A 23,052-nucleotide genomic window follows, 5' to 3' on the forward strand; every position below is an offset into this window, starting at 1 on the left:
GTTGAATAATTCAATTTTAATAACTGGAGGGGCAGGTTTTATCGGTTCAACTCTTTGTGATTATTTAATAAAAAACAATCATAAAATAGTCATAATTGATAATTTTAACGACTTTTATAACCCTAAAATAAAAAGATCAAATATTACAGAAATTAAACATTTAATGAAAATAAATAATATTCCAGATGATAATTTAATAATAGAAGAAGGCGACCTTCGAGATATTAACTTCTTAACAAAAGTATTTAGTTCATACACAATAGACCTTGTAGTTCATCTTGCAGCTATGGCAGGTGTTCGCCCCTCCATCATAGACCCGATTTTATACAATGAAGTAAACGTTAGTGGAACACTAAACTTATTAGACCTTTGTAATAAATTCGGTATAAATAAGTTTATCTTTGCTTCCTCTTCTTCTGTATATGGTAATAATAGAAAACTTCCCTTTGCTGAAGTAGATTCTGTAAACTTCCCAATATCACCTTATGCATCCACTAAAAAATCCGGGGAACTTTTATGCCATGTTTATAGTCACTTATATGGAATTAATATAGCTTGTTTAAGGTTTTTCACTGTTTATGGACCAAGGCAAAGACCTGATTTAGCAATTTATAAGTTTACAAAACTTATATCAGAAGAAAAACAAATTTCTATTTTTGGAGATGGGACTTCGGAAAGAGACTACACCTATATAGATGATATAATTCAGGGAATAGACAAAGCAATTAGCTGGTCAAGTATAGGTAGCCACAAGTATGAAATCTTTAACTTAGGCAGATCTGATACTATTATGCTACGTTATCTAGTTGAGAGATTAGAATCTGAACTTGGTGTTAAAGCTAATATAGAATATTTACCTATGCAACCTGGAGATGTAGCAATAACCTACGCTGACATTTCTAAATCTAAGGAAATTCTCGGATACAACCCGGTTATAAAATTTGATGATGGAATTTCAAAATTCGTTAGGTGGTTCTTAAATTTGAATTTACAATGAAAATATGTGAATTTATGTAGTCTTGTAAATTTGCTGAAAATAAGGCTGGTACTTTAACTTAAAAGTACCAGCCTACTATTAGTAAACAACTCATTTCTTAATATTTCCTTTTCCTATGGAGTAATAAGCTGTTATATTAGCTTCTTTAACTTTATTAATATCGAGCACATTTCTCCCATCTACTATTACTGTTTCCTTCATAAGTTCGTTAGTCTTATTTAAATCCATGTCATAAAATTCACTCCACTCTGTGCAAATTATCATTGCATCACAACCCTCTAAACATTCATACATATCTTGGCTATAAACTATATCAGGAAGTATACTTTTTATATCTTTTGTAACCATTGGGTCATATGCCTTCACTTTAACTTTATTTCTTAATAGCTCCTTAATTATATATATAGATGGTGCTTCACGAATATCATCTGTGCCCGGCTTAAAAGTTAATCCTAAAATCGCTATAGTTTTGCCATGGAGATTTTTAAAATGCTCTTTTAATATTTTCACTGGTAAAACTCTCTGTTTTTCATTTACATCAACAGTAGTTCTTATAATTTTAAGATCACAATGATGATTTTCAGATATTTTAACTAAAGCTTTTGTATCCTTTGGAAAACAAGCTCCCCCATAACCTATGCCTGCTTTTAAAAATAATGGTGAAATTCTCTGATCAAGGCCTAAAGCATAGGCTATTACATCAATATCTGCCCCAACTTTATTACAAAGATTAGCTATTTCATTCATAAATGAAATCTTTACAGATAAAAAAGCATTAGAGGTGTATTTAATCAGCTCTGCTGTTTCAGGATTCGTAAATACCATTGTTATTTTAAATGGTTCGTACAGCTGCCTCATTGTTTGTTCTGATTTTTCTGTTTCATAGCCTATCACTATCTTGTCACCATAGAAAAAATCATGTATAGCTTTACCTTCTCTTAAGAATTCAGGATTAGAAACCACATCAAAATATTCCTTCGGTACATGATTTTCTAACAATCTTCTTTTTAAATGTTTTTGAGTACCTACTGGAACTGTACTTTTAGTTACAACTATTTTATATTTGTCAATATATAGTGAAATTGAATCTATCACTTGTTCCACTTGCCTAATATCTACATCCCAATTTCCCTTTGTTGGAGTTCCAACAGCAATAAATATTATATCTGAAGAACTAACTCCCAGTTCCATGTCATGGGTGAATTGAACACTATTTGTACTTAAAGCTTCTTTTAATAACTCATCTAAACCTTCTTCAAATATAGTTGGCGTACCTCTTTTTAGCATAATTAACTTATCTAAATCTTTTTCAACGCAAATTACTTTATTTTCTTTTTTAGCAAAGCATAATGCAGTTATAAGCCCTACATAACCAGCTCCAATAACGCATATATTCATAAAATCACATTCTCCTCTTTTATAGTATCACATTTTTTTCTTCTACATTTGCCTGTATATCATCATTTTCCTTCGTAACCTCTAAACTAATTGTTCTCTGATAAATTGTGTTTATTAATGAAGGACATACTCTTACTTATTTTTATTTCATTTCAAAGCATGCTTCTTCGTATATAAATACTATATGAGGAGATTCATGAATTGGTGAAAGTTCATCCATTTCTTAATGTAGTTTGAAGACTTTCCTTATAAAATAGTTTTAAAGTAAAAGCACTATATTGCATATTTACAATATAGTGCTTTGCTTAATTTATATATTTTTAAAATTTTATGATTATGCAGATAAATTTTCTTTACTGCTTGTCTTAATATTTTTCTTTAATCTAACGTTAGGTTCTGTTGGCAATTTAAATAATGGTATAAATCTGTCTAGTCCTGTTAACGTAAGCAGTAATAATGACCCTACTGCTACCATAGCCATAAAGTTATACTTTATTATATCTAGTGGTACAAACTGGTGAAGTGGATAAACTGCTGTAGCTATTCCCACATAGAAACCTATATATACATGCCATGGAATAAGTTGTGATCCAAATACTCCAAGTGCATCTCCAAAAGTAGCATTTCTTAAACGTAATGTATACATATCTTCTTCGCTACCCTCTACGTTATCTTCAAGTAAAGTTCTAATTATTGGTCCAACTGTTACTATCTGTGCCATTTCATCTGCTAATGCAGCATTTCCTAAAATTGATAACATACCATTCCAAAACATAAGTTCACGTACATTTCTTGAAATTTTAGAAACTAAATTTGATAATGGAGCAAATGCTTGCATTTTACCCATGATACCACCAAAGGCACCAACCCACATCATCATAACAATAACCCATGAACCTGCACCTTCAAATCCTGTATATATTAAATCTAAGAACGAAGATACTGATTGTACTGTTCCCGCTACTAGTCCAAGGACTAAACATGCTATTATTCCAAGTCCTAAACACGCAAGAGTTGGAAGACCCTTAATTGCTACTGCAAGTACAATTAATAATGGAATTATCATGTACACCGGAACTCCACTTTTAACTTGATTTAAAAGTTCAACTGCAGAAGGTCTAGCTTCTTGAAGTGATGTCCATACTTCTTTGGGAATTTGATTTATTGCATCTCCTGCACTACCAGCTGTGGTTGGAAGTCCCATTCCAACACTTACTGCGTAGAAAATGATTGCAGTTATTGCTAAACATAGAATAGACCATACCCCTTGATGTCTTATTCTATGAATAACTTCAACTCTTTGGATACCCGAGCTTACCACAGTGGTGTCCGAAATAAGACCTATATTGTCTCCAAAGCAAGCTCCACCAGCAATTGCTGCTGTAGTAAGTAATACATTACCACCTAGTATGTGGTTAAGCCATAGGAATATTGGAGCGCAAGCTGCAAACGTTCCCCATGACGTTCCTGTTGCTACTGATAGTATTGCTGTTACCATAAATCCTGTTACTGCAACAGTTCTTGCTGTTAATCCAAGATTTAATGACATATTAATTATTGCTGCTCCAACCCCTGTTGCCATAAAAGCTTCAGCCATTGCATAAGCAAGCATTAATATAAAGAAAACCAATTGCATTTCTTTTACGTTATCTACCGCTGCATCAACAATGTCATTAAATTTAAATCTACATGTCAATGCTGCAACTAAAGCTGCGTAAACTGTCGCAATTGGTGCTGCAAGTAATGCATTCATTCCGGATATCATAAGTCCTGCCATTACAAATACTGGTGATATTTTTAGTAAAGCTACCATTTATAAGTCCCCCATTCAAGTTTGGTTTCGTTTACATAAAGTTACATGGTTTTTAGCTTTACATAAACTTTCTTTCGTACAATAGCTATTATATACTATATTTCTGAATAATTCAATTATTTTTGATAACCTTTGATAAAAAATAGTCATCTTAATGTAATTTTATGTAATACTCTCGTTTTGATTCATATAGTACTAATAATGAACATTAAATACATCTATTTCCTTATAAACCCCTTCATTCATTGACTTTAAACATAACTTATTTATTATATTTTGATAAATGTAAAATGATGCTATAAGTAATGTCATTAATCTTTAGCATATTCATAAATTCTTTGATAACTTATTAACAAGTTGAAACGTGCAAACTACTATATTGTATTTGTACAGGTGCACAAGAACAATAGTTTCTTACAAAAAAAGAAGGGCATACATTGCCCTTCTAAAATTTTTATTAATAAATTACTTTTTAAATATACCAAAAGGCTTTCCTACTGGCAGAAACGTTCTTCCAAAGTGAGGGTTTAAAACTGCAGCAGCGGATCCATAAAAAGAAAATAGTGCAATTAATAATTCAGAGTATGCTGCAAGACCATGTGAAAAATCATGCATAACTCCAAAAGTACTAAGTGCTAATCCTATAAATAGAAAATCAATAAGTACAAATATTGTAAATAAAACCTTATGAGTTTCTGCAGCACCTATAGTCATGAATAATGAAAAAATCAAGTACCCTACATATGCAAATGCTAATTGTTTTGGATCTACAGTTGATGCTAAGGCTTGACCAAATACTCCTGCTTTAATAAGCCATGAGGCTCCAACCGCAAGCCAAAAGAATCCAAAACCTCCAAAAGCTGTAGTTCCAAAAACATTGTTACGTTTTGAATCATTAAAGCATGCAAATAATTGAGCAAATCCACCTAAGAATATAGCCCATGGCAGTATAAAAGATACGCCATCTGTAAGTCCAAGTTTTTGTGAAGATGCCACAAGTGTTACCATTGCAAGCCCAAATAGCCCTAAAGCAGATGGATCTGCATTTGTTATCCTTACATTTTGTGTTTCATTGGTAGTCATAAATTTCCTCCTTGTTTTTCTCTAAATGAGATAATGATAAAATAGCTTTTATTATCTTTAAAAATAATAATTCCTATATGAAAATAACAGAAAAATATCATATTGTCAAAGGTTTTGTAGTATTTTGTAGACTTATTTTTACCTAGTATATGCTTTATAATATTATGGTATAATTCTCTTAGAAAAATCTTTAAGTTTTAATTGTGTACGCTAAGGTTTTGTATAAACTTCTTTTTGCGCACCATGCCTGGCGCACAAAAGCATAAAAATCCTCTTGTTAAAAAAGGATTTTTATACTTTTTTAGTAGTAACACTTTTTTTGCTTAATGGCTACTTTCCCTAAGTTTGTAGCCACAACTAGAAGTTATTTATATCTTAAATTGCATTTGCAGCATCGTATGCTGTAGTTATTGCATTTTTTAAATCAGAAGCTCGCTGCATAGCATCCCCAATAAATGTATATGGAATATGTGCATTATCTAATGCCACTGTATCAAAAGAAACTGGCATTGCGCCTACAGCCATAACAGCAAAATTGCATGGAATTTCAATTTCTTCAGAGCTTTCATTCTTGCAAAATACAGCATTAGGAGTAATCTTAGTTACAGTATGTTTTGCATAAATATCTACTGAATATTTATCAAACTCTTCTAATAATGTAGGACGAATTGAGGTGGATTCATCTTTGGCAATGGTGTCTAACATTTCAATAATTGAAACTTTGCACCCACGGCTTGCAAGGAGTTCAGCAGTTTCAGCACCAACCAGGCCACCACCTATTACCACAACATTACCATGGCAAATTTCTTCACTTGATAATACTTTCCATGCATTTAATACATTTTTACCTTCAAATCCCTCAACAGGAATTATTCTATTTTCAGCACCGGCTGCAATAATTACGTGATCCGTTTCCAATGCTAGGATGTCGTTAGAAGTAGGTGATTTCCCTAATCTTATATCAACTCCTAGTGTAGAAACTTCATTCATTAAGTAATTTAGAGCTCTTAGCATCTCACTCTTTCTTGGTGGAACAGAAGCGATATTTAATTGTCCCCCAATTTTTAGTGATTTTTCAAACAGTGTAACTTTATGTCCCTTTGCAGCAGCAACTCTAGCAGCTTCTAATCCAGCAGGACCAGCTCCAATTATCACAACTTTCTTTGGACTTTCAGAAGCTGAAATTGATTTTTTATATTCATAACCATTTTCTGCATTTAGTACACATGAAACAAATTGTCTGTTTTGAATAGCATCTGTACAGCCTTTGTTACACATAATGCATTGACGGATATGAGATGCATTTCCTGCTTGTGCTTTATTTACCCAGTCAGGATCGCTTAAAAGTCCTCTACCTATGCCAATCATATCGCAAGAACCACTATCTAGCATTGCTTGTGCGTAATCTGGATTTAAAATACGGCCAACTGTAGAAACGGGAATAGATACTACTTCTTTTATTTGTTTTGAGTATTTTTCAAAGAACCCATAAGGTTGTGTACCCATTGCAGGAATTGTATCTCCCATATTACCGGTATGGTTAGCTTGGGCAACATGAAGCATATCCACCCCAGCCTCTTCCAGTAATTTAGCTAGTTTAATTCCCTCTTCTATGCATACGCCGCCTTTTCCACGCATTTCATCCTTTCCAACAATTTCTGAAACAATTGATAGTTTGTATTCAATTAATAAATCTGGAGCAGCTTCCTTTATTGTTTCTACTAATTTAAGGGCAAACTTTACACGATTTTCAAAGCATCCGCCATAGCTATCTGTTCGCTTATTTAAAATTGTAGAGCACAACGCCCCAACAAGTCTATCGCCATGGATTTCAATAACGTCCACACCTGCTATAGCAGCACGTTTTGCACAAGCCGCATATTTATCAATAATTGCTAGCAATTCTTCCTCTGTAACCTCTTGAACATAATTTTCCATATCATGATGAAGCTTAGCACGTATTTCTGAGGCATCACCTTTTTTAAATAACTCTATCAATGCATCAACATTATATTCCGGGTGAAACAGCTGTAGACCAAGTTTAGCACCAAATTCATGAACTGCATCTGCTAATTTTTTAAAGCTCTCAATTTGACCATCATGAAACAACTTTGGTGTAGGTGCAAAGGTATTTATAGGTGCAACATCCCCAATAACAATATAACCTGTGCCTCCTTCTGCAATTCTTTTATAAAAGTTAAGACTTTGCTCTCCAATAGACCCATCTCTTTCCTCATATCCTGTTGTTAAAGGTGGAAACATAATACGATTTTTGAATGTAACATTTTTTATAATAATAGGTTCAAATAATTTCAAAATAATCTCTCCCTTTATATAATATTTATTTTAATAATATTGTTAAAATATTACCAACTATTCTAAGGTTAATCTTATCATAGCACGGAGGAATTATCGTTATACATTTCAAGAAAAAACATACATAATCTGATATATTATTTAATGCTGGAATATACCTTTTTACTATAATATAATTAGAATATAACACTAACCCAAAGAGAAAGATTTGATTTCCATTAATATTACATTAGATAAATTAAAGATGTAAATTAGAATAGGGGTGCTTTATGTATGTAGATACTGAAAAATATATTAGTAAGCAGCAAAAGGAAGATTTAAGTGTTTTACTAGGAAGTATCCACTATGTCATTAATAGTTATGGCAAATGGTGCTCTACTCATAAGTCTAGATTGGATTATACAAGTTCAGATTTTGAAATTTTATATTATTCCAAAGGAGGATCTCTAACCACCATAAATGGCAAAGAATATGTATGTAGTCCAGGTAGTATGCTGGTTTTAGAGCCCTTTAGTCTTGTAACATCAATAAACAAAGATTATGAAGAATATGAATATTACTCTATTCACTTTGATATAGAACCTGCTTATTTACAAGCACAACTAAGTAATGTACTTACTTGCAATGGTCCAGTCATACTTAAAGAAGAGTATAGTGAATTAAAAGGTATGTTTGAAAAACTACATTTGGAAAAAGAAAGAGCAGAGATTGGTTATCTTAGTATCATTACTTCCGGATTATTACGAATTATCGTTGAAATTATTCGGGTTCAAAAAAAAAGAAATCCAGTTGAAATTCATGAAGTAAAATACAATAAACAACAAGTAAACGTTGTAAATAGTGCCCTCCATTATGTTAATAAACACAAAAATGAGGCAATAAAAATGAATGACTTATGCAAATGCATTGGCGCAAGCAATAGTTATTTATACAAAGCATTTATTGAGGTTCTAGGTATTTCTCCAAGTAAATATGTTATCCAATTTAAAATTAAAAAAGCAAAAGAATTATTGAGAACTCACGAATTTTCTATTGAAGAAGTTGGTATTATGCTAGGATTTTCCTCACCTTATCACTTTAGTAATACATTTAAAGCAATTACAGGTACTAACCCAAAGAAGTATGAATTAAATATGAGAGGTTCCAAATAGCCCCTATGCATACCGAATTATGTATTTTAAAAAATGATAACTATATTGTTATATCAAGTGAGAGTGCTATGCTATAACTATGTTAGACTTTTAACGAATACTTAATAAGGGGTGGTTGTTTTATGTACAAATATTTATTTTCTCCAATTAAAATTAATCAAACAGAAATAAAAAATCGTATCGTTATGTCTCCAATGTCCACAAACTTTGCATCTGCGGATGGGTATGTAACAGATGATATGATTTATCATTATGCTAGTAGAGCAAAAGGTGGCGTAGGACTTATTATTACAGAAGTAGTCATGACTGAGCCAACTTATAAGTATATTTCACGTACATTAACCTTGCAAGATGATAGCTATATTGAAGGTTGGAGCAAATTAACTAAAGAAGTCCATAAGTACGGAGGAAAAATTGCACCGCAATTGCTACATCCATCATATATGGCAATTTCATACCCAGATACCCCACAATTAATTGCACCTTCAACTGTGGGACCATATTACATGACAAAACCTGTAAGAGCACTTAAGAGAGAGGAACTTCCAGCCATTATAAATAATTTTGCAGAGACAGCACTTAGAGCAAAAAAAGCTGGTTGTGACGCAGTGGAAATTCACGCAGCGCATGCACATGCATTATTAGGTGGTTTTTTATCTCCACTATATAATAAGAGAACTGATGAATATGGTGGAGATGTTGACTGCCGTATACGATTGTTATTAGAAGTAATTGCAAAAGTAAGAGAACTTTGCGGTAAAGAGTTCCCTATCATTGTAAGAATCTCTGGTGATGATTACGAAATTGGTGGTCAGGCTTTAGTAGAAGGTATTTATATTTCAAAAAAATTAGAAGAGGCTAGTGTAGATATGATTCATGTATCAGGTGGAACTACAGTACATAGGGCAAGTTCCATTACACCAGCTGGTTCCATTCAAGGTAGCCATATAAAAGCTGCTTCTGAAATAAAAAAATATGTAAATATACCTGTAGGTACAGTAGGCAGGCTGAATGAACCCTGGGTTGCTGAGGAAATGATTGCAAATGGAAAGGCTGATATTGCCGTAATAGGACGAGCACTTTTGTGTGATGCTGAATTCTCTAATAAGGCAAAGGAAGGCAGATTAGACGAAATTAGACCATGTATTGGTTGTCTTGATTGTTTAAGTAGTGTTATGATTACAGATCATATTACTTGTGGAATTAATCCTTCACTAGAAATTGAAAACGAAGATACTTTGACCAAAGCAGAAATTCAAAAAAAAGTATTAGTAGTTGGAGGTGGTCCTGCTGGTTTAGAAGCAGCATATATTGCAGCTAAGAGAGGTCACGATGTAACTTTAGTAGAAAAAGACACTTTACTTGGAGGGCAAATGGTAGCAGCTTCATATCCCATTGCCAAAAACGATGTTGGCAAAGCCCTTAAGTATTTTATAAATAGAACTACAAAAGCAGGCGTAAAAATTTTACTTGAGAAAACATTAACAGCAGCAGATATTAAAAAGGATTATGTAGGCTACGAAATTATATTGGCAACAGGTGCTACTCCAATTATGCCTAAAGGCTTGCTAGGACACAAACATGCGTCTACGGCACCTGATGTATTACTTGGCAAGGTTTGTATAGGTAAAAATGTAGTTATTATTGGTGGTGGCTCAGTAGGTTGTGAAACAGCAGATTTTATTGCACCACTAGTTAAAGATAGACATCCAAGAAATAAAGAAGTAACTATTATTGAAATGAGAGATAATATTATTTTAGATGATACTTCACTTAGTCGTTCTTTACTAGTTCAAAGATTAGAAAATAAAGGTGTTAACATTTTGTGTAACGCAAAGGTAGAAAGGGTATTAGAGGACAGCCTTATATATTCTGTTAATGGAACGGAGTATAGGTTAGAAAATATAGATAACGTTGTTATAGCAGTTGGTTCTTCAATGAACAATCAGCTGTCCAATGCACTAGTTGAAATGGGTATTAGTTTTCAGTCTATTGGTGATGGGAATTGTATTGGGAAGTTTAAACAAGCCCTTAAAGATGGGTTTGAAGTAGGTAAGAGTATATAAACTGGTAACCACATTTTTATAGTTCAAAAGAGTGTTGTAATTATCCATAAAGAGTGAATCTTATACTATATTTAAGGTTAAGATCCACTCTTTATTTTTTATGAAGTGAAATCAAAGCACTTTTAAAAGATTAGACGATGGTGCTTAATATTATGATTTATTAATTAACAAAATCATGAAGATCATCTAATTAAAATTTTTGAACATTAATAGCTTGAGGCCCTTTAGGTGCATCTACTACATCAAATTGTACTTCTTCGCCTTCATGTAAATCCTTTTTTGGTCCTTGTTCTTTTATTGCTAAGTGGTGAACAAAAACATCTTCACCTTCTTGAGCGGATATAAATCCATATCCCCTTTCTGCATCATACCACTTTACTATACCAGTTTTCATATAACGTCCTCCTTGCTTTTGCATAGCCAAAAGTTTAAATATAGTATTAGCTATAAATCTCTATCTAATACTTTTAATATGCATAAAATCTTTACATAAACAATATAATTATGAATAGCAACTTTAAGGAAGGAAAAAATGAAAAAACGCAACTCACTATTTGGACTTTTCATGATTTTTATGGGCTCTCTACTACTAGCTGACCAAATATACGGCATAGATTTTTTAAGTTTTTCTAACTTTTGGCCCCTCTTTATCCTCGTTCCAGGTATTTTACTTGAAGCAAGTTTTTTCTATTTTAAAAAAGACCCTGCCATATTAGTCCTTGGTGGAGTTTTAACCACTACTGGTTTGCTATTTTTTTTTGAGACTTCAACAAACTGGCAATACTCATCTGAAACCTGGCCATTTTATACTTTCGGCCTTGCCATTGGGCTATTTCAATACTATTTATTTTCTAAAAAAAATAAGACCTTACTATTGTTTATATTTTTATTGGCCTTTATATCTGCATTTTCTTTTGCAATAAATTTTTTGGGAAATACTTATACTTGGCTCACCTATGACTTATTGCTTCCTTGCTTAATTATCTTTTTAGGCATATATGTATTCTTCAAAAACATGTTTAGTTAAGAGGCTGCGCATCAAATCATTTTTCTTTACAATTAAATTCTCCGTCTCTGAAATTCTAAATTTCAACATTTATATTTCTGTTTGTTAAGAGTCAATCTTTATTAGAATCATAATATTCTTTTATTGATTTTACAATAGAACTTGCTATTTTATATTGATATACTTCATTTTTTAACATTTCCTCTTCTTTAGAATTAGTAATAAATCCACATTCTACAATTACTGATGGGGTATTTGTATAACATCTGAGAATTTTATAATCATTGCCTGCCTCTTTCTCTATTCTTTTATTATACCCTAGGTCATGGTTAAAATTTTCTTGTATTATATGAGCAAGTATACTGCTCTTCTCATTTCTTGAATACCAAACCTGAGGCCCATGGCAACTACTATCCACAAAAAAATTCTGGTGTATACTAATAAAAAGATCACAGTTTGAGTTTCTTTTCATATTACATCTGTTATTTAAATCTTCCTTTTTCATTTTGTATATGTCTCCACTTTCTGTATAAAGTCCTTCATCCACTTCCCTGGTCATAATTACCTGATATCCTAACTCCTTTAATTTTTCTCTTAGTTTAAGACTTATATTTAGGTTAAGATGCTTTTCTACTGTTCCGTTTTGGGACATTGATCCACCATCTATGCCACCATGACCTGGGTCAATTAATATAATCTTAATACTATCTATTTGATTAGGTATTGCAAAAACATTAAGTCCATTATTAAAATTCCACAAAATTAAAATCATTAGATATATTAATATTTTGAAAATCCTTGGAATATGCTTTTTATTTTGTAAGCACATAATTTTGTCCTCCTTAAAAACTAATTTATAAAGTATTTTATGTTAATTCTTATTTTTTATTTATATTTAAAATATTGAAACATGAAAAATAAGAGTGAATTTTAAACTTTATCTTTACTTCGCTTTCTCTAACTTCCTTGTGAGCTAGAAAATTCTATAAACAAATTTAATATATAAATACAAAACTTACTTGTTATAATATATTAAAAAAAACAAAGAATAACTACGTAATATCTATATATTTATTACATTATCTTATTTGTGGGTATTGGAGGTGTAAGTTTGAAACACAAAAGAAAAACATCAATTCTCTTCTTTATATTTTTTTTAGGCGCTATTATAATCACAGAAATTACCATCTTAAAAGAGCAACAATCTAAACCGGTTTTTGAAAAAAATATTAGAAAAGTGATTTATTTAACTTTTGATGATGGTCCTACCTACGTTGTTTCAGATGCCTTATTGGATATATTAAAAAAAGAAAATATAAAAGCTACTTTCTTTGTAGTAGGTAAAGAAATCGAAGGAAAAGAGTTAATTCTTAAGAGAATATATGATGAAGGTCATAGTATAGGTCTTCACACCTACAGTCATAATTTTAAGGAAATATATAAAAGCACAGAAAACTTTATTAATGAAATGACAAAAACCTCTAATAAAATTAAAGAAGTCACGGGTTTTGCTCCTAAGATTATTAGGTTTCCTGGTGGTAGTTCTAAACGCCTAACTGCTTTAAGTTTAGATGTCCTTCATAAAAATAATTTTAAAATTTATGATTGGAATGTTAATATATATGATGGTATAAATCCTAATTTAAGTGTATCAGAACTTGTTAAAAATTCTCGAATTATTCAAGGCAATGGAAATGTGGCCATAATTCTAATGCATTGCAATTTCAATAATAAAAACACTGTAAAAGCTCTACCTAAAATCATAAAATATTATAAGGATTTACATTATGACTTTAAAACTATCACTGAAGATACTCCAGAATATTATTATAGATTTAAAAATTAAAGATGTTATATTCATTCCAATTATAAACATAATTATTCCGATTTATGTAAATGATAATTAACAGTTGGAGTTTTTCCTAAACCATAAAAAGACTAACTACAAATTTTATAATTAGTCTTTTTATGCTGTTAATAATAGTACTTAAAATTGAATGTACAACAGTTCTTATATAAAAGTGGATTTTCTCCTCCTTTGTACTCCAAAGCGCAAATTTTTTTCTAAGCGAAAGCCTTCTAATTTTTAATGCAACTCCTACCACCTTCTAAATTTTCAACATATCTTCTAATTTCATCTATCTGTTTTTGCAAGTCCTTGTTATCGACCTTAGAATTACTGTCTCCATTATCTCCATATTGATTTTTTTTCTGCGCTTCAATATTTTGAGCCTGAGCCGCAATTATCAAAATAATCTGCCCCACATCTAGTGTAAAATTGCCTATTACATTTTGCTCATTGACATTTAGTTTAGCAGCAATTAAAATCCCTACTATTGTTGCTAATGTGGCTAGCTCACAAGGCGTATATTTTTCTATTTTCTTCATATATTACCTTTTAATGATTATTATGTTCCATTATATTCATTTCATAAAAAAGTGTCCTGAAGTTTATTTTTTGCTAATATAGGTCATGTTATTATACTTATTCATATATTACTCATAAAGAGGTGATAAATATAGATATTTATAATAATAAGAAATTTGCGGATGCAGTATTTGAAGGTGGTGGTGTTAAAGGAATTGGTCTTGTAGGTGCATTAAAAAGCTTTGAAGATAATGGCTACTGCTGGAGAAATCTTTCAGGAACCTCTGCCGGTTCTATTGTAGCTGCACTTGTGGCAGTTGGCTTGTCAGCTGAAGAGATAAAAAAATTAATGCTAAAGCTAGATTATAACAAGATTGCTGATAAAAATCATTTTAGCATACCTATAATTTCTACTACTTTCAATCTACTTTTTAAGAAAGGTATTTTTAAAGGTGACTATTTAAAAAACTGGATTGATGAGGTTTTATCTAATAAACTTAAATTCACAAATAAAAAAAAGGTAACTTTCGGAGATTTGATTATTCCAGGGGAAACAGGTACTCTTCTAAATGATAATAAATATAAAAGAAAATATAAACTCCATATTATTGCAACAGATATTAGCCTAGGAAAGATGCTGATACTTCCAGAAGACATTGCAGAATATGGCATAAGTCCAGATGAACTTGAAGTGAGCTTAGCTATAAGAATGAGCATATCTATCCCCTACTTCTTCCAACCTGTAAATTTGAATAATACAATTACAAATAAAAAGTCTTTCATTGTAGATGGCGGTGTTTTAAGTAATTACCCGGTTTGGATTTTCGATGTAAATGGGATTCCTCGCTTCCCAACCATTGGTTTTAAACTTGGTGCAGGTAAAGAACTAAGGCAGCATAAGATTACAAACACCTTAAACTTTACAAAATCAATTATTGAAACAATGTTAGAAGCTCAGGATGATGTTCATATTAAAGAAATGGATTATTTACGAACTGTAAAAATCGATACTCTCAATATTAAAACTACAGATTTTAATATTAAGAGTAAAAGTATTATTGATTTGTATAATTCCGGTGAAGCCTGTGGTAAGGAATTCCTTAAAAACTTTGAGATAAATTATAAAAGACATAAACTTCTCAGAATTATCCCCTTAAATAGTCATATAATTCCCTAATTTTTAGTATCTAATAAATAAACTAGCAAAACTTGTTGTTATTTGTTATATAATAATGTATTATATAATTATGTATGTTACAATAATTAGCATTTCTTACAAAAGAGTTATTACAACAATTTATTGTTAATTTATAATACATGAGGGATGATTATCTATGAAAAATAAAAAGTTAAAATATATTGTTCCTAGTTTTTTTATTTTAATTTTGATATATACAGGTATATATCTTCTTTATGAAAACCATAAAAAAATTAATATTGCTGAAACAGAAATTATGTTAGAGAAAACATCAAATAACTACTTAGTGTTATTCCAATCAGAGATGAATTTAGTAAAAACATTTATAGAAACCACAGGAGACCTTATTTTAACATCAACTAACTTATCAAGTGATGAATTAAATACTAATGTATCAGCTCAAATCAAACTTACCTTTAATAAGATTATTAATAAATCTATATCACTTCAAAATCTTTATTATATTGATAATAAAACTGGCAATGGAATAGACCACTCCGGAGTTATTAATTTAGGGGATAAAAAAGCTGATTTAAGAACTCGCACTTGGTATACTAAAGCTTCCGCTTCATTTTCTCCTATAGTAACAGAAGTTTATAGTGACATCGATTCAGAAAATCCTGTTATTACAGTAAGTTATGCTTTAAAAAAAGATGGCAAATTAATAGGAGTAATCGCAGCTGATTTATTCCTGGATGATTTATATAATGTTTATAATATTATTACAAAAACCGGAAATGTAATGACCTACATTGTTGATCCCTATGGCGATACAATTCTTCACCCTGAAAAAAAATTGTTAGGTTTTTCATTTGCAACTCCTCAAGATAAATATATTAAAAGGTACAACGTAGATAAAAGAAATATTTCAAATACTTATAGTAAAGTTTGGAATGAAAAGCTTTCAAGATACGTATCTGGACAAGTTGACTACAGCAATATATTGAATCAGCAGGTACACGGATACTTTATTAAAATACCAGATTTAAATTGGGTAGTTGTTAGTTTCGTAGATAAGAACGTTATAAATAAAGGTTTTAATAGCTACTTAATTAGGCTTTTACTTGCCGGAATTATAATTTCAATAATTATTATCTTTTATATGTACTTTATACTAAGTCGTGTTCATTATAAAGATGTTCTTACAGGAGTTCCTAACAAAAATAAATTATTAGATATTTTGCATAAGAACTCTAAAAATAATAAAGAAAACTTTCTTTTATATATAGATATAAAAGACTTTTCAACTATTAACTCAACTTATGGTAGTGCTATTGGTGATAAAGTATTAAAAGAGTTCACAATGATACTAGATCATCATCTATCACCTATGGGCACTTTAATACATCACAAAGCCGATGATTTTATATTTCTATTTAAAACTGAGGATTGGGATTATGCCTTAAATGTAACTAAAGAACATCAAAACTACTTCAACAATATAACTATGAAAATTGACAATTATACACTTTCTATTACCACTTTCATGGGTATAGTAAAGCTTAACAAGCTCCAGTTAGAAAACATTGAAAACTCTTTACTTTTAGCAGAAGATACACTCAATGATTTAAAGCAACTAGATAAAAGTGCTTTTCTTTCCTTTGAAAACTTTGAGGATATGTTCAAAATAAAAGAAGATAAAACTAAAAAGAAGATAATGCTTCTAAAAGCTATTAATGAAGATAAAATTATTCCATTCTTTCAACCCATTTATAATATTAAAGAAGGAACGATTCTAAAGTATGAGGTTCTTATGAGAATCAAAAGTGAAGATGAGTATCTGTCCCCTTTTCCTTTTATACAAATAGCTGAGGAAAATAACTTAATTGAAACTATTGACTTAATTATACTAGAAAAAGCCTTATCTTATAAAAACATTATAGATCCTAAAGATAATATTCAATTATCCTTTAACATTTCTGGTAAGGTATTAAACAATGATGAATATTTGATTAAAGTAGTGGATATAGTAAATAGTAATAATATTAAACCTGAAAATATTGTGTTAGAAATAACAGAAACTCAGAGTATTGAAAATTTAGATAGTCTAGCTTCTATAATGCACAGCTACAAAAAATTAGGTATAAAGTTTTCTATAGATGACTTTGGTACTGCATTTTCATCTATACAATACTTAAAAAGAATTCCCGCAGATTATATAAAAATCGATGGTTCTTTTATTCGAGACATAAATGACAAAGATCAGAACTTCTACTTAGTTCAATCAATGCTAAATATGTCTAAAGCTTTTAATATGGAAACTGTGGCAGAGTTTGTGGAGAGTGAACAAATACTAAATACCATTAAAGAACTTGGTATTGATTATGCTCAGGGTTATTATATAGGCAAACCTGAAAAAAATTTACTTTAACTAATATTTAATAAAAAAAACAAGTAACAGGTTTGGTTTTACCTGTTACTTGTTTTTTATTATAAAGAGACAACTAATCACCACTAAGATGATGTTTACATTTCTTTTTTTATTCCTCTACTTAAAGTATTTTCATAATCTATAAATTGGTATACATCATCTTGGAATAAATCACTAAAACTTTTGAGTTCCTCTAAACCTAAATCTTCTATGGTGGTATGCTCATTTTCACAATGAACAACAATAGCACCTACAACTCCATGAGCATCTCTAAATGCCAATCCTTTATTTACAAGATAATCTGCTGCTTCTGTAGCATTTAAAAATCCTGTTTTAACTGCATTGTACATATTATTCTTTTTAATTTTCAAACTGCTTAACATTCCATTCATTATCTTTATGCATTTTAAAACAGTATCAACCCCATCAAAGAAGGGCTCCTTATCTTCTTGCATATCTTTATTATATGCTAACGGTATTCCTTTCATTGTGGTGAGCAAGCTCATTAAATCTCCATACACTCGCCCAGTTTTCCCTCTTATTAGCTCTGCAGCATCCGGATTTCTTTTTTGTGGCATAATACTGCTACCTGTAGTGAATTCATCACTAATTTCAACAAAATCAAATTCTTTACTACTCCATAAGATAAGCTCCTCACTTAATCTACTAAGATGCATCATGATTATAGAGAAATCAGACAAAAGTTCCAATAAATAATCTCTATCACTTACTCCATCCATAAAGTTGTCAACAGGTTTTTTAAACTCAAGCTCTACTGTTGTAAAACTTCTATCGGTATCATAAGTGGTTCCTGCTAGAGCACAGCACCCAAGAGGATTTTCATCCATAATGTCTATGGCACTTATGATCCTTTTCACATCACGAAGCAGCATATTATGATATGCCATAATATGTTGTTTAAAAGTCACCGGTTGAGCTCTTTGTAAATGTGTATACCCTGGCATTATAACAGGATTACCATTTGCTAAGCTTTCAATAGTTGATAAAATAACATTTAGATTATCAATTACCTCAATAGCTTTATACTTTGAATATAATCTCATATCTACCGCAACCTGATCATTTCTACTTCTTGCTGTATGAAGCTTTTTACCTACCTCACCAATAAGTTTTGTAAGTTGTATTTCCATAAAACTATGAATATCTTCATAGTCTCCATCAATTTTCAACTTACCTTCATCAATATCTGAAAGAATAGATTTGATACCATTAATTATAGTTGTACTCTCTTCAACAGTTAGAATATTGCACTTAGCAAGCATTTTAACATGGGCTATACTTCCAATAGCATCTTCATAATATAATCTTTTATCGAAGCTTAAAGAACTATTAAAATCTTCCATAAGCTTGCTTTCACTACCTTTAAATCTTCCACCCCAAAGTTTCATTTATATCACCCACTAAGCCTTCTCTATTTTTTTCTGATTTCTATTAATAATTATTTAAATTTTTGTATGCCTTAATTTTGCTTGGCAATGAAAATAAGTTTATAAAGCCTTCGGCATCTTTATGATCATATAAATCACTTGCACCAAAGGAGGATATATCTAAGTCGTAAAGAGCATAAGGCGATTCTTTACCAGCCGACATAATATTCCCTTTATAAAGCTTTAATTTTACGATGCCAGTTACTGTTTCTTGAGTCTTATCTACAAATGCATCTAAAGCTTCTCTCATTGTAGTAAACCAAAGGCCATTATAAACTAATTCTCCATATTTCTGTGCAATTGTGTATTTAAAATGTAGTGTATCCTTATCTAAGGTTATTTCTTCTAGTTCTTTATGGGCAGCATAAAGTACAGTTCCACCTGGTGTTTCATATATTCCCCTTGATTTCATTCCCACAAGTCTATTTTCTACTATATCAATAACTCCTATTCCATTTTCTCCAGCAATTTTATTTAGCACTGTAACCACATCTATTGGTTCTAATTCAATGCCGTTTATTTTTTTAGCAATTCCTTTTTCAAAATATATTTCTACATAAGTTGCTTCGTCTTTAGCTTCTTCTGGAGGTGTAACCATAAGATACATATTTCTTTTATGCTCATTTCCTAGTCCTTCAATGTCTCCACCTTCATGACTTGCATGCCATAGATTTTGATCTACTGAATATATTTTCTCTTTGGTAACTGATATTTCTATACCCCTAGCACCGGCATAGTCTATGGCATCTTCTCTTGATTTTATATCCCAAATTCTCCAAGGAGCAATGATTTTTATGGAAGGATCTATAGCCGCTATGCCAACTTCGAATCTAACTTGATCATTTCCTTTACCAGTGCAACCATGGCATATATATTTTGCGCCTTCTTTATGAGCAATTTCCACAAGTTTTTTAGCAATTAATGGTCTTGCAAAAGCTGTACCCAATAAATAGGTTCCTTCATATGTCGCATTTGCTTTAACTCCTCTAAATACATAATCTTTTATAAACTCAGCAGTTACATTCTCAATATAAATTTTTTCAGCCCCTGAGTCTAAAGCCTTTTTCTCAATCCCCTTCATATCGTCATCTTGGCCAACATTAATGCAAGCTGCTATAACCTCTACATCATAATTTTCCTTAAGCCAAGATATTATTATAGATGTATCAAGTCCTCCTGAATATGCTAAAATCACTTTTTCTTTCATTTTTTATCCCCTTCCGATTTTGACTGTTTAAATTTTAATATCTTATGTACCTCTCAGTTTTTATTGCTTATAATTATTGAATATTTATGCACCCTTATGTATGTTTGTTTTTTTGTTTCTTTTTGTATATTAATTATTTTTTAACTCATGTTGTTGATATTGCTACATGAATTTTATTTATTATATATTGTTTTTAATAATAATGCAATGCTTTTTTATATTACTATTCATCATCTTGTAATATTTATGCACGGTAATGATTTAATATTTACAAACTAATTGATTTTATATGCTTTAAATAATGTTTTTGACCGTACACCAATCAACATTCAAATATAGGCTAACAATTAAATCACAATTTGTCATACTAAAATATTAATATCTTATATTTCTGTGTGTTCACTTTTATTATTCATCTCTTATTATAAAAATAGGATTTACAGCAATATATTAATAGATTATAATAAACGTACTTCATTACTTCCATTATCTTCTGAAAATATAATATATTTAGTAATATAAGAAGAATGCTCTTTAGCTAAAATCCATAAACTTCAAAAATATCGACGTTAAAATTAACTAAACTGATTCATGATGCAATCAGATGAAAGGGGACAAAATGAACAATAGTAATAAAGGAAGAAACATCTCAATAACTGTTATTTCTTTACTTTGCATAGTTATATTTATTGGATATTTTATTCTCAAGCCGTATTATACTCATAATTCGGTAACTGAAAATAAAAATACATTATCAACAGATAAGCCAAAGGCAGTAGAAATTATAAAAAGTGAACCTCAAATAAAGCAGGAGATTCCAAGTAACCCGAAAGATACAAAACCTAATACTGTGGTAAATGACTCAAATATTAAACACAATGATAAAGGAATACCAATAGTTATGTATCATTCTATTGGTTATGAGAAGGGTAATACAGCAAGAGTTACTAAAGAAAAGTTTAAAGAGCAAATGAAGTATCTGAAAGATAATAATTATGTGACGCTAACTCTCAGTGAGGCCTATGATTTTTTTATAGATAATAAACCAGTGCCTAAAAAATCCATAGTTTTAACTTTTGATGATGGGTATGTAGATAATTTTGTAGAGGCTCTTCCTATATTAAAAGAATTCAAGTTCAAAGCAACAATATTTGTTATAACGAGTTTAGTTGATAAAGTTCCAGATTACATGAATTCTAGCCAACTAAAAGAAATGCAAGATAATGGTATTGATATTGAAAGTCACACCGAAAATCATGAGCATTTAAAGGAGCTATCCTATGAAAAACAAGTTGTAACTTTGCAAGGTTCTAAAGATTTCTTAGAAAAAACACTAAATAAAAAGATTCAATACTTAGCATACCCTTTTGGAGAGTATTCAAAAGAAACCCTAAAAGCCGTTTCTCAAGTTGGATATAAAATGGCAATTACAACTGATGGACGATGGTCTGATAAATCTGATGGAATTTTGACTTTGGATAGGGTTTTTATAAGTGGCTCTGCCAATTTAAATACATTTATAGAACGAATTACTAATCCTAACTATAAATTTTAGATGAGTTATACTTCTTTATCTCACTTAAAAATAAACAATTAATAATGCTCTTTTATTTGATATTGATAACTATTATTGACAACTAATAAATATCATGTTATAATATTTAACATACACTATAAAAGGAAAGCTTAAGGAAGTGATATATATGGGCTTTTTAAGATGGTTAGGTGGAATAGTTGTATTCTTTTGGTTATTAGGTTTCTTATTTAAGATAGGTGGAAACTTAATCCATGTACTATTAGTAATCGCTGCGATTGTATTTTTATATGATAAGTTTATTGGCAAAGGAATCGAGTAGGAGCTAAATAATTAATTTATTTAGCGACCTCTCACACCACCGTGCGTACCGTTCGGTACACGGCGGTTCAATAAGAATTACCTAATCATAAATATTTTTCAGTTAATGTTATAAACCCTTGTCCTTTAAGGTATTTATTAGTTAGTGTTTTTGATAAGATGGGGCTTTTGGATATTCTCCAATAGCCTTTTCTTGTATTCGCATATTCCCAAGCTTTGTATTTATCAACACCAAGTCTTTTGAGATTGTCATATTTTGTTTTAATTTTCTTCCATTGTTTCCAATAACATAAGCGAATTCTTCTTCTTAGCCACTTATCTAACGTTATAAGCGTACTTTTCATATCTGCTAACTTAAAGTAATTTATCCACCCAACTATAACTTGTCTAAGTTTAATTACGCGAAATTCCATACTCATAGCATTACTTCTTCCTGTTATTTCTTTAAGCTTAGCTTTAAGTTTATTAACAGAGTTTTCATGTACTCTTATTCCCATTTCACCTTTCTTAGGATAAAATGTAAACCCTAAGTATTTCAACTTCCACGGTCTACCGACTTTACTCTTGTCTTTGTTGACTTTGAGTTTCAAATCATCTTCTATAAATCTTGTTATACTTGACATTACTCGATATGCTGACTTTTTTGATTTTAAATATATATTACAGTAAGTAAACCAAGGGAACTTCCCCCTTAGTTTCTCTCAGAACCGTACGTGAACCTCTCAGCTCATACGGCTCCCATCATTCAGCTGTTGGCAATATTCCCATTTTCCAG

19 protein-coding genes are annotated in these 23,052 nt (G+C 30.8%); 9 read left to right on the top strand and 10 right to left on the bottom strand.

The features are described 5' to 3' along the window. Position 1: 1 nt before the first annotated feature. On the top strand, positions 2-997 hold the full coding sequence (locus LGK97_RS04785) for a GDP-mannose 4,6-dehydratase (protein ID WP_226258605.1): 996 nt from the start codon (positions 2-4) through the stop codon (positions 995-997). Positions 998-1,087: 90 nt separating this feature from the next. Here LGK97_RS04785 and LGK97_RS04790 read toward each other — a convergent pair whose 3' ends face one another. The 4 genes from LGK97_RS04790 to bilR all read right to left on the bottom strand — a co-directional run bounded on the left by LGK97_RS04790 (position 1,088) and on the right by bilR (position 7,607). Further along, on the bottom strand, positions 1,088-2,395 hold the full coding sequence (locus LGK97_RS04790; protein ID WP_226258606.1) for a UDP-glucose dehydrogenase family protein: 1,308 nt from the start codon (positions 2,393-2,395) through the stop codon (positions 1,088-1,090). Between the two features lie 334 nt (positions 2,396-2,729). Beyond that, complete coding sequence (locus LGK97_RS04795; protein ID WP_226258607.1) at positions 2,730-4,208, bottom strand: Na+/H+ antiporter NhaC family protein; 1,479 nt, start codon at positions 4,206-4,208, stop codon at positions 2,730-2,732. A 465-nt stretch (positions 4,209-4,673) separates the two neighbouring features. Continuing rightward, on the bottom strand, positions 4,674-5,291 hold the full coding sequence (locus tag LGK97_RS04800; RefSeq protein ID WP_226258608.1) for an acetate uptake transporter: 618 nt from the start codon (positions 5,289-5,291) through the stop codon (positions 4,674-4,676). Positions 5,292-5,666: 375 nt separating this feature from the next. Further along, a complete protein-coding gene (gene bilR / locus LGK97_RS04805) occupies positions 5,667-7,607 on the bottom strand; it encodes a bilirubin reductase, long form (protein WP_226258609.1) in 1,941 nt (646 codons plus the stop codon). Positions 7,608-7,876: 269 nt separating this feature from the next. Between bilR and LGK97_RS04810 the strand changes: the two genes are divergently transcribed. Beyond that, positions 7,877-8,758 carry an AraC family transcriptional regulator gene (locus LGK97_RS04810; protein ID WP_226258610.1) on the top strand — a complete coding sequence of 294 codons (882 nt, stop codon included), beginning with the start codon at positions 7,877-7,879 and terminating at the stop codon, positions 8,756-8,758. 122 nt (positions 8,759-8,880) lie between these two features. Further along, positions 8,881-10,824 carry an NAD(P)/FAD-dependent oxidoreductase gene (locus tag LGK97_RS04815; protein WP_226258611.1) on the top strand — a complete coding sequence of 648 codons (1,944 nt, stop codon included), beginning with the start codon at positions 8,881-8,883 and terminating at the stop codon, positions 10,822-10,824. A 190-nt stretch (positions 10,825-11,014) separates the two neighbouring features. Here LGK97_RS04815 and LGK97_RS04820 read toward each other — a convergent pair whose 3' ends face one another. Beyond that, positions 11,015-11,218: a cold-shock protein gene (locus tag LGK97_RS04820; RefSeq protein WP_226258612.1), complete on the bottom strand. Its 204-nt coding sequence runs from the start codon at positions 11,216-11,218 to the stop codon at positions 11,015-11,017. 138 nt (positions 11,219-11,356) lie between these two features. Between LGK97_RS04820 and LGK97_RS04825 the strand changes: the two genes are divergently transcribed. After that, positions 11,357-11,851, top strand: coding sequence for a LiaI-LiaF-like domain-containing protein (locus LGK97_RS04825; RefSeq protein ID WP_226258613.1), 495 nt, complete (start codon positions 11,357-11,359; stop codon positions 11,849-11,851). 91 nt (positions 11,852-11,942) lie between these two features. Here the strand turns inward: LGK97_RS04825 and cwlD are convergent, their stop codons facing one another. Continuing rightward, entirely contained in the window at positions 11,943-12,659 is a 717-nt protein-coding gene (cwlD, locus tag LGK97_RS04830) for an N-acetylmuramoyl-L-alanine amidase CwlD (RefSeq protein WP_226258614.1), read from the bottom strand. 282 nt (positions 12,660-12,941) lie between these two features. Here cwlD and LGK97_RS04835 point away from each other — a divergent pair, with 282 nt between their 5' ends. Then, positions 12,942-13,676: a polysaccharide deacetylase family protein gene (locus LGK97_RS04835; RefSeq protein WP_226258615.1), complete on the top strand. Its 735-nt coding sequence runs from the start codon at positions 12,942-12,944 to the stop codon at positions 13,674-13,676. A gap of 233 nt (positions 13,677-13,909) precedes the next feature. Here LGK97_RS04835 and LGK97_RS04840 read toward each other — a convergent pair whose 3' ends face one another. Continuing rightward, a complete protein-coding gene (locus tag LGK97_RS04840) occupies positions 13,910-14,218 on the bottom strand; it encodes a hypothetical protein (RefSeq protein WP_226258616.1) in 309 nt (102 codons plus the stop codon). 122 nt (positions 14,219-14,340) lie between these two features. On the opposite strand from LGK97_RS04840, the gene LGK97_RS04845 reads away from it, so the two are divergent. Both LGK97_RS04845 and LGK97_RS04850 read left to right on the top strand, forming a co-directional pair. Continuing rightward, positions 14,341-15,375 (top strand): patatin-like phospholipase family protein, encoded by a 1,035-nt coding sequence (locus tag LGK97_RS04845; protein WP_226258617.1) that lies wholly within the window; start codon positions 14,341-14,343, stop codon positions 15,373-15,375. 157 nt (positions 15,376-15,532) lie between these two features. Further along, entirely contained in the window at positions 15,533-17,767 is a 2,235-nt protein-coding gene (locus LGK97_RS04850) for an EAL domain-containing protein (RefSeq protein WP_226258618.1), read from the top strand. Between the two features lie 95 nt (positions 17,768-17,862). Here LGK97_RS04850 and argH read toward each other — a convergent pair whose 3' ends face one another. Continuing rightward, on the bottom strand, positions 17,863-19,176 hold the full coding sequence (gene argH / locus LGK97_RS04855) for an argininosuccinate lyase (protein ID WP_226258619.1): 1,314 nt from the start codon (positions 19,174-19,176) through the stop codon (positions 17,863-17,865). A gap of 43 nt (positions 19,177-19,219) precedes the next feature. Then, positions 19,220-20,422 (bottom strand): argininosuccinate synthase, encoded by a 1,203-nt coding sequence (locus LGK97_RS04860; RefSeq protein WP_226258620.1) that lies wholly within the window; start codon positions 20,420-20,422, stop codon positions 19,220-19,222. A 619-nt stretch (positions 20,423-21,041) separates the two neighbouring features. Here LGK97_RS04860 and LGK97_RS04865 point away from each other — a divergent pair. Beyond that, entirely contained in the window at positions 21,042-21,977 is a 936-nt protein-coding gene (locus LGK97_RS04865; protein WP_226258621.1) for a polysaccharide deacetylase family protein, read from the top strand. Positions 21,978-22,125: 148 nt separating this feature from the next. After that, positions 22,126-22,278 carry a lmo0937 family membrane protein gene (locus tag LGK97_RS04870; RefSeq protein WP_226258622.1) on the top strand — a complete coding sequence of 51 codons (153 nt, stop codon included), beginning with the start codon at positions 22,126-22,128 and terminating at the stop codon, positions 22,276-22,278. 85 nt (positions 22,279-22,363) lie between these two features. Here the strand turns inward: LGK97_RS04870 and LGK97_RS04875 are convergent, their stop codons facing one another. Next, entirely contained in the window at positions 22,364-22,900 is a 537-nt protein-coding gene (locus LGK97_RS04875; protein WP_226258623.1) for a group II intron maturase-specific domain-containing protein, read from the bottom strand. Positions 22,901-23,052 lie beyond the last annotated feature (152 nt).

Origin of the sequence: Clostridium sp. CS001, from assembly GCF_020443565.1 — a bacterium.
In the GTDB taxonomy this organism is placed as follows: Bacteria; Bacillota; Clostridia; order Clostridiales; family Clostridiaceae; genus Clostridium_AD.

Excerpts from the sequence above, each read along its gene's own strand:
- argH (WP_226258619.1), bottom strand. The coding sequence starts at position 19,176 with ATGAAACTTTGGGGTGGAAGATTTAAAGGTAGTGAAAGCAAGCTTATG.
- cwlD (WP_226258614.1), bottom strand. The coding sequence starts at position 12,659 with ATGTGCTTACAAAATAAAAAGCATATTCCAAGGATTTTCAAAATATTA.
- LGK97_RS04825 (WP_226258613.1), top strand. The coding sequence starts at position 11,357 with ATGAAAAAACGCAACTCACTATTTGGACTTTTCATGATTTTTATGGGC.
- LGK97_RS04790 (WP_226258606.1), bottom strand. The coding sequence starts at position 2,395 with ATGAATATATGCGTTATTGGAGCTGGTTATGTAGGGCTTATAACTGCA.
- LGK97_RS04820 (WP_226258612.1), bottom strand. The coding sequence starts at position 11,218 with ATGAAAACTGGTATAGTAAAGTGGTATGATGCAGAAAGGGGATATGGA.
- LGK97_RS04815 (WP_226258611.1), top strand. The coding sequence starts at position 8,881 with ATGTACAAATATTTATTTTCTCCAATTAAAATTAATCAAACAGAAATA.
- LGK97_RS04860 (WP_226258620.1), bottom strand. The coding sequence starts at position 20,422 with ATGAAAGAAAAAGTGATTTTAGCATATTCAGGAGGACTTGATACATCT.
- LGK97_RS04875 (WP_226258623.1), bottom strand. The coding sequence starts at position 22,900 with ATGTCAAGTATAACAAGATTTATAGAAGATGATTTGAAACTCAAAGTC.
- LGK97_RS04865 (WP_226258621.1), top strand. The coding sequence starts at position 21,042 with ATGAACAATAGTAATAAAGGAAGAAACATCTCAATAACTGTTATTTCT.
- LGK97_RS04870 (WP_226258622.1), top strand. The coding sequence starts at position 22,126 with ATGGGCTTTTTAAGATGGTTAGGTGGAATAGTTGTATTCTTTTGGTTA.
- LGK97_RS04810 (WP_226258610.1), top strand. The coding sequence starts at position 7,877 with ATGTATGTAGATACTGAAAAATATATTAGTAAGCAGCAAAAGGAAGAT.
- LGK97_RS04795 (WP_226258607.1), bottom strand. The coding sequence starts at position 4,208 with ATGGTAGCTTTACTAAAAATATCACCAGTATTTGTAATGGCAGGACTT.
- LGK97_RS04850 (WP_226258618.1), top strand. The coding sequence starts at position 15,533 with ATGAAAAATAAAAAGTTAAAATATATTGTTCCTAGTTTTTTTATTTTA.
- LGK97_RS04800 (WP_226258608.1), bottom strand. The coding sequence starts at position 5,291 with ATGACTACCAATGAAACACAAAATGTAAGGATAACAAATGCAGATCCA.
- LGK97_RS04840 (WP_226258616.1), bottom strand. The coding sequence starts at position 14,218 with ATGAAGAAAATAGAAAAATATACGCCTTGTGAGCTAGCCACATTAGCA.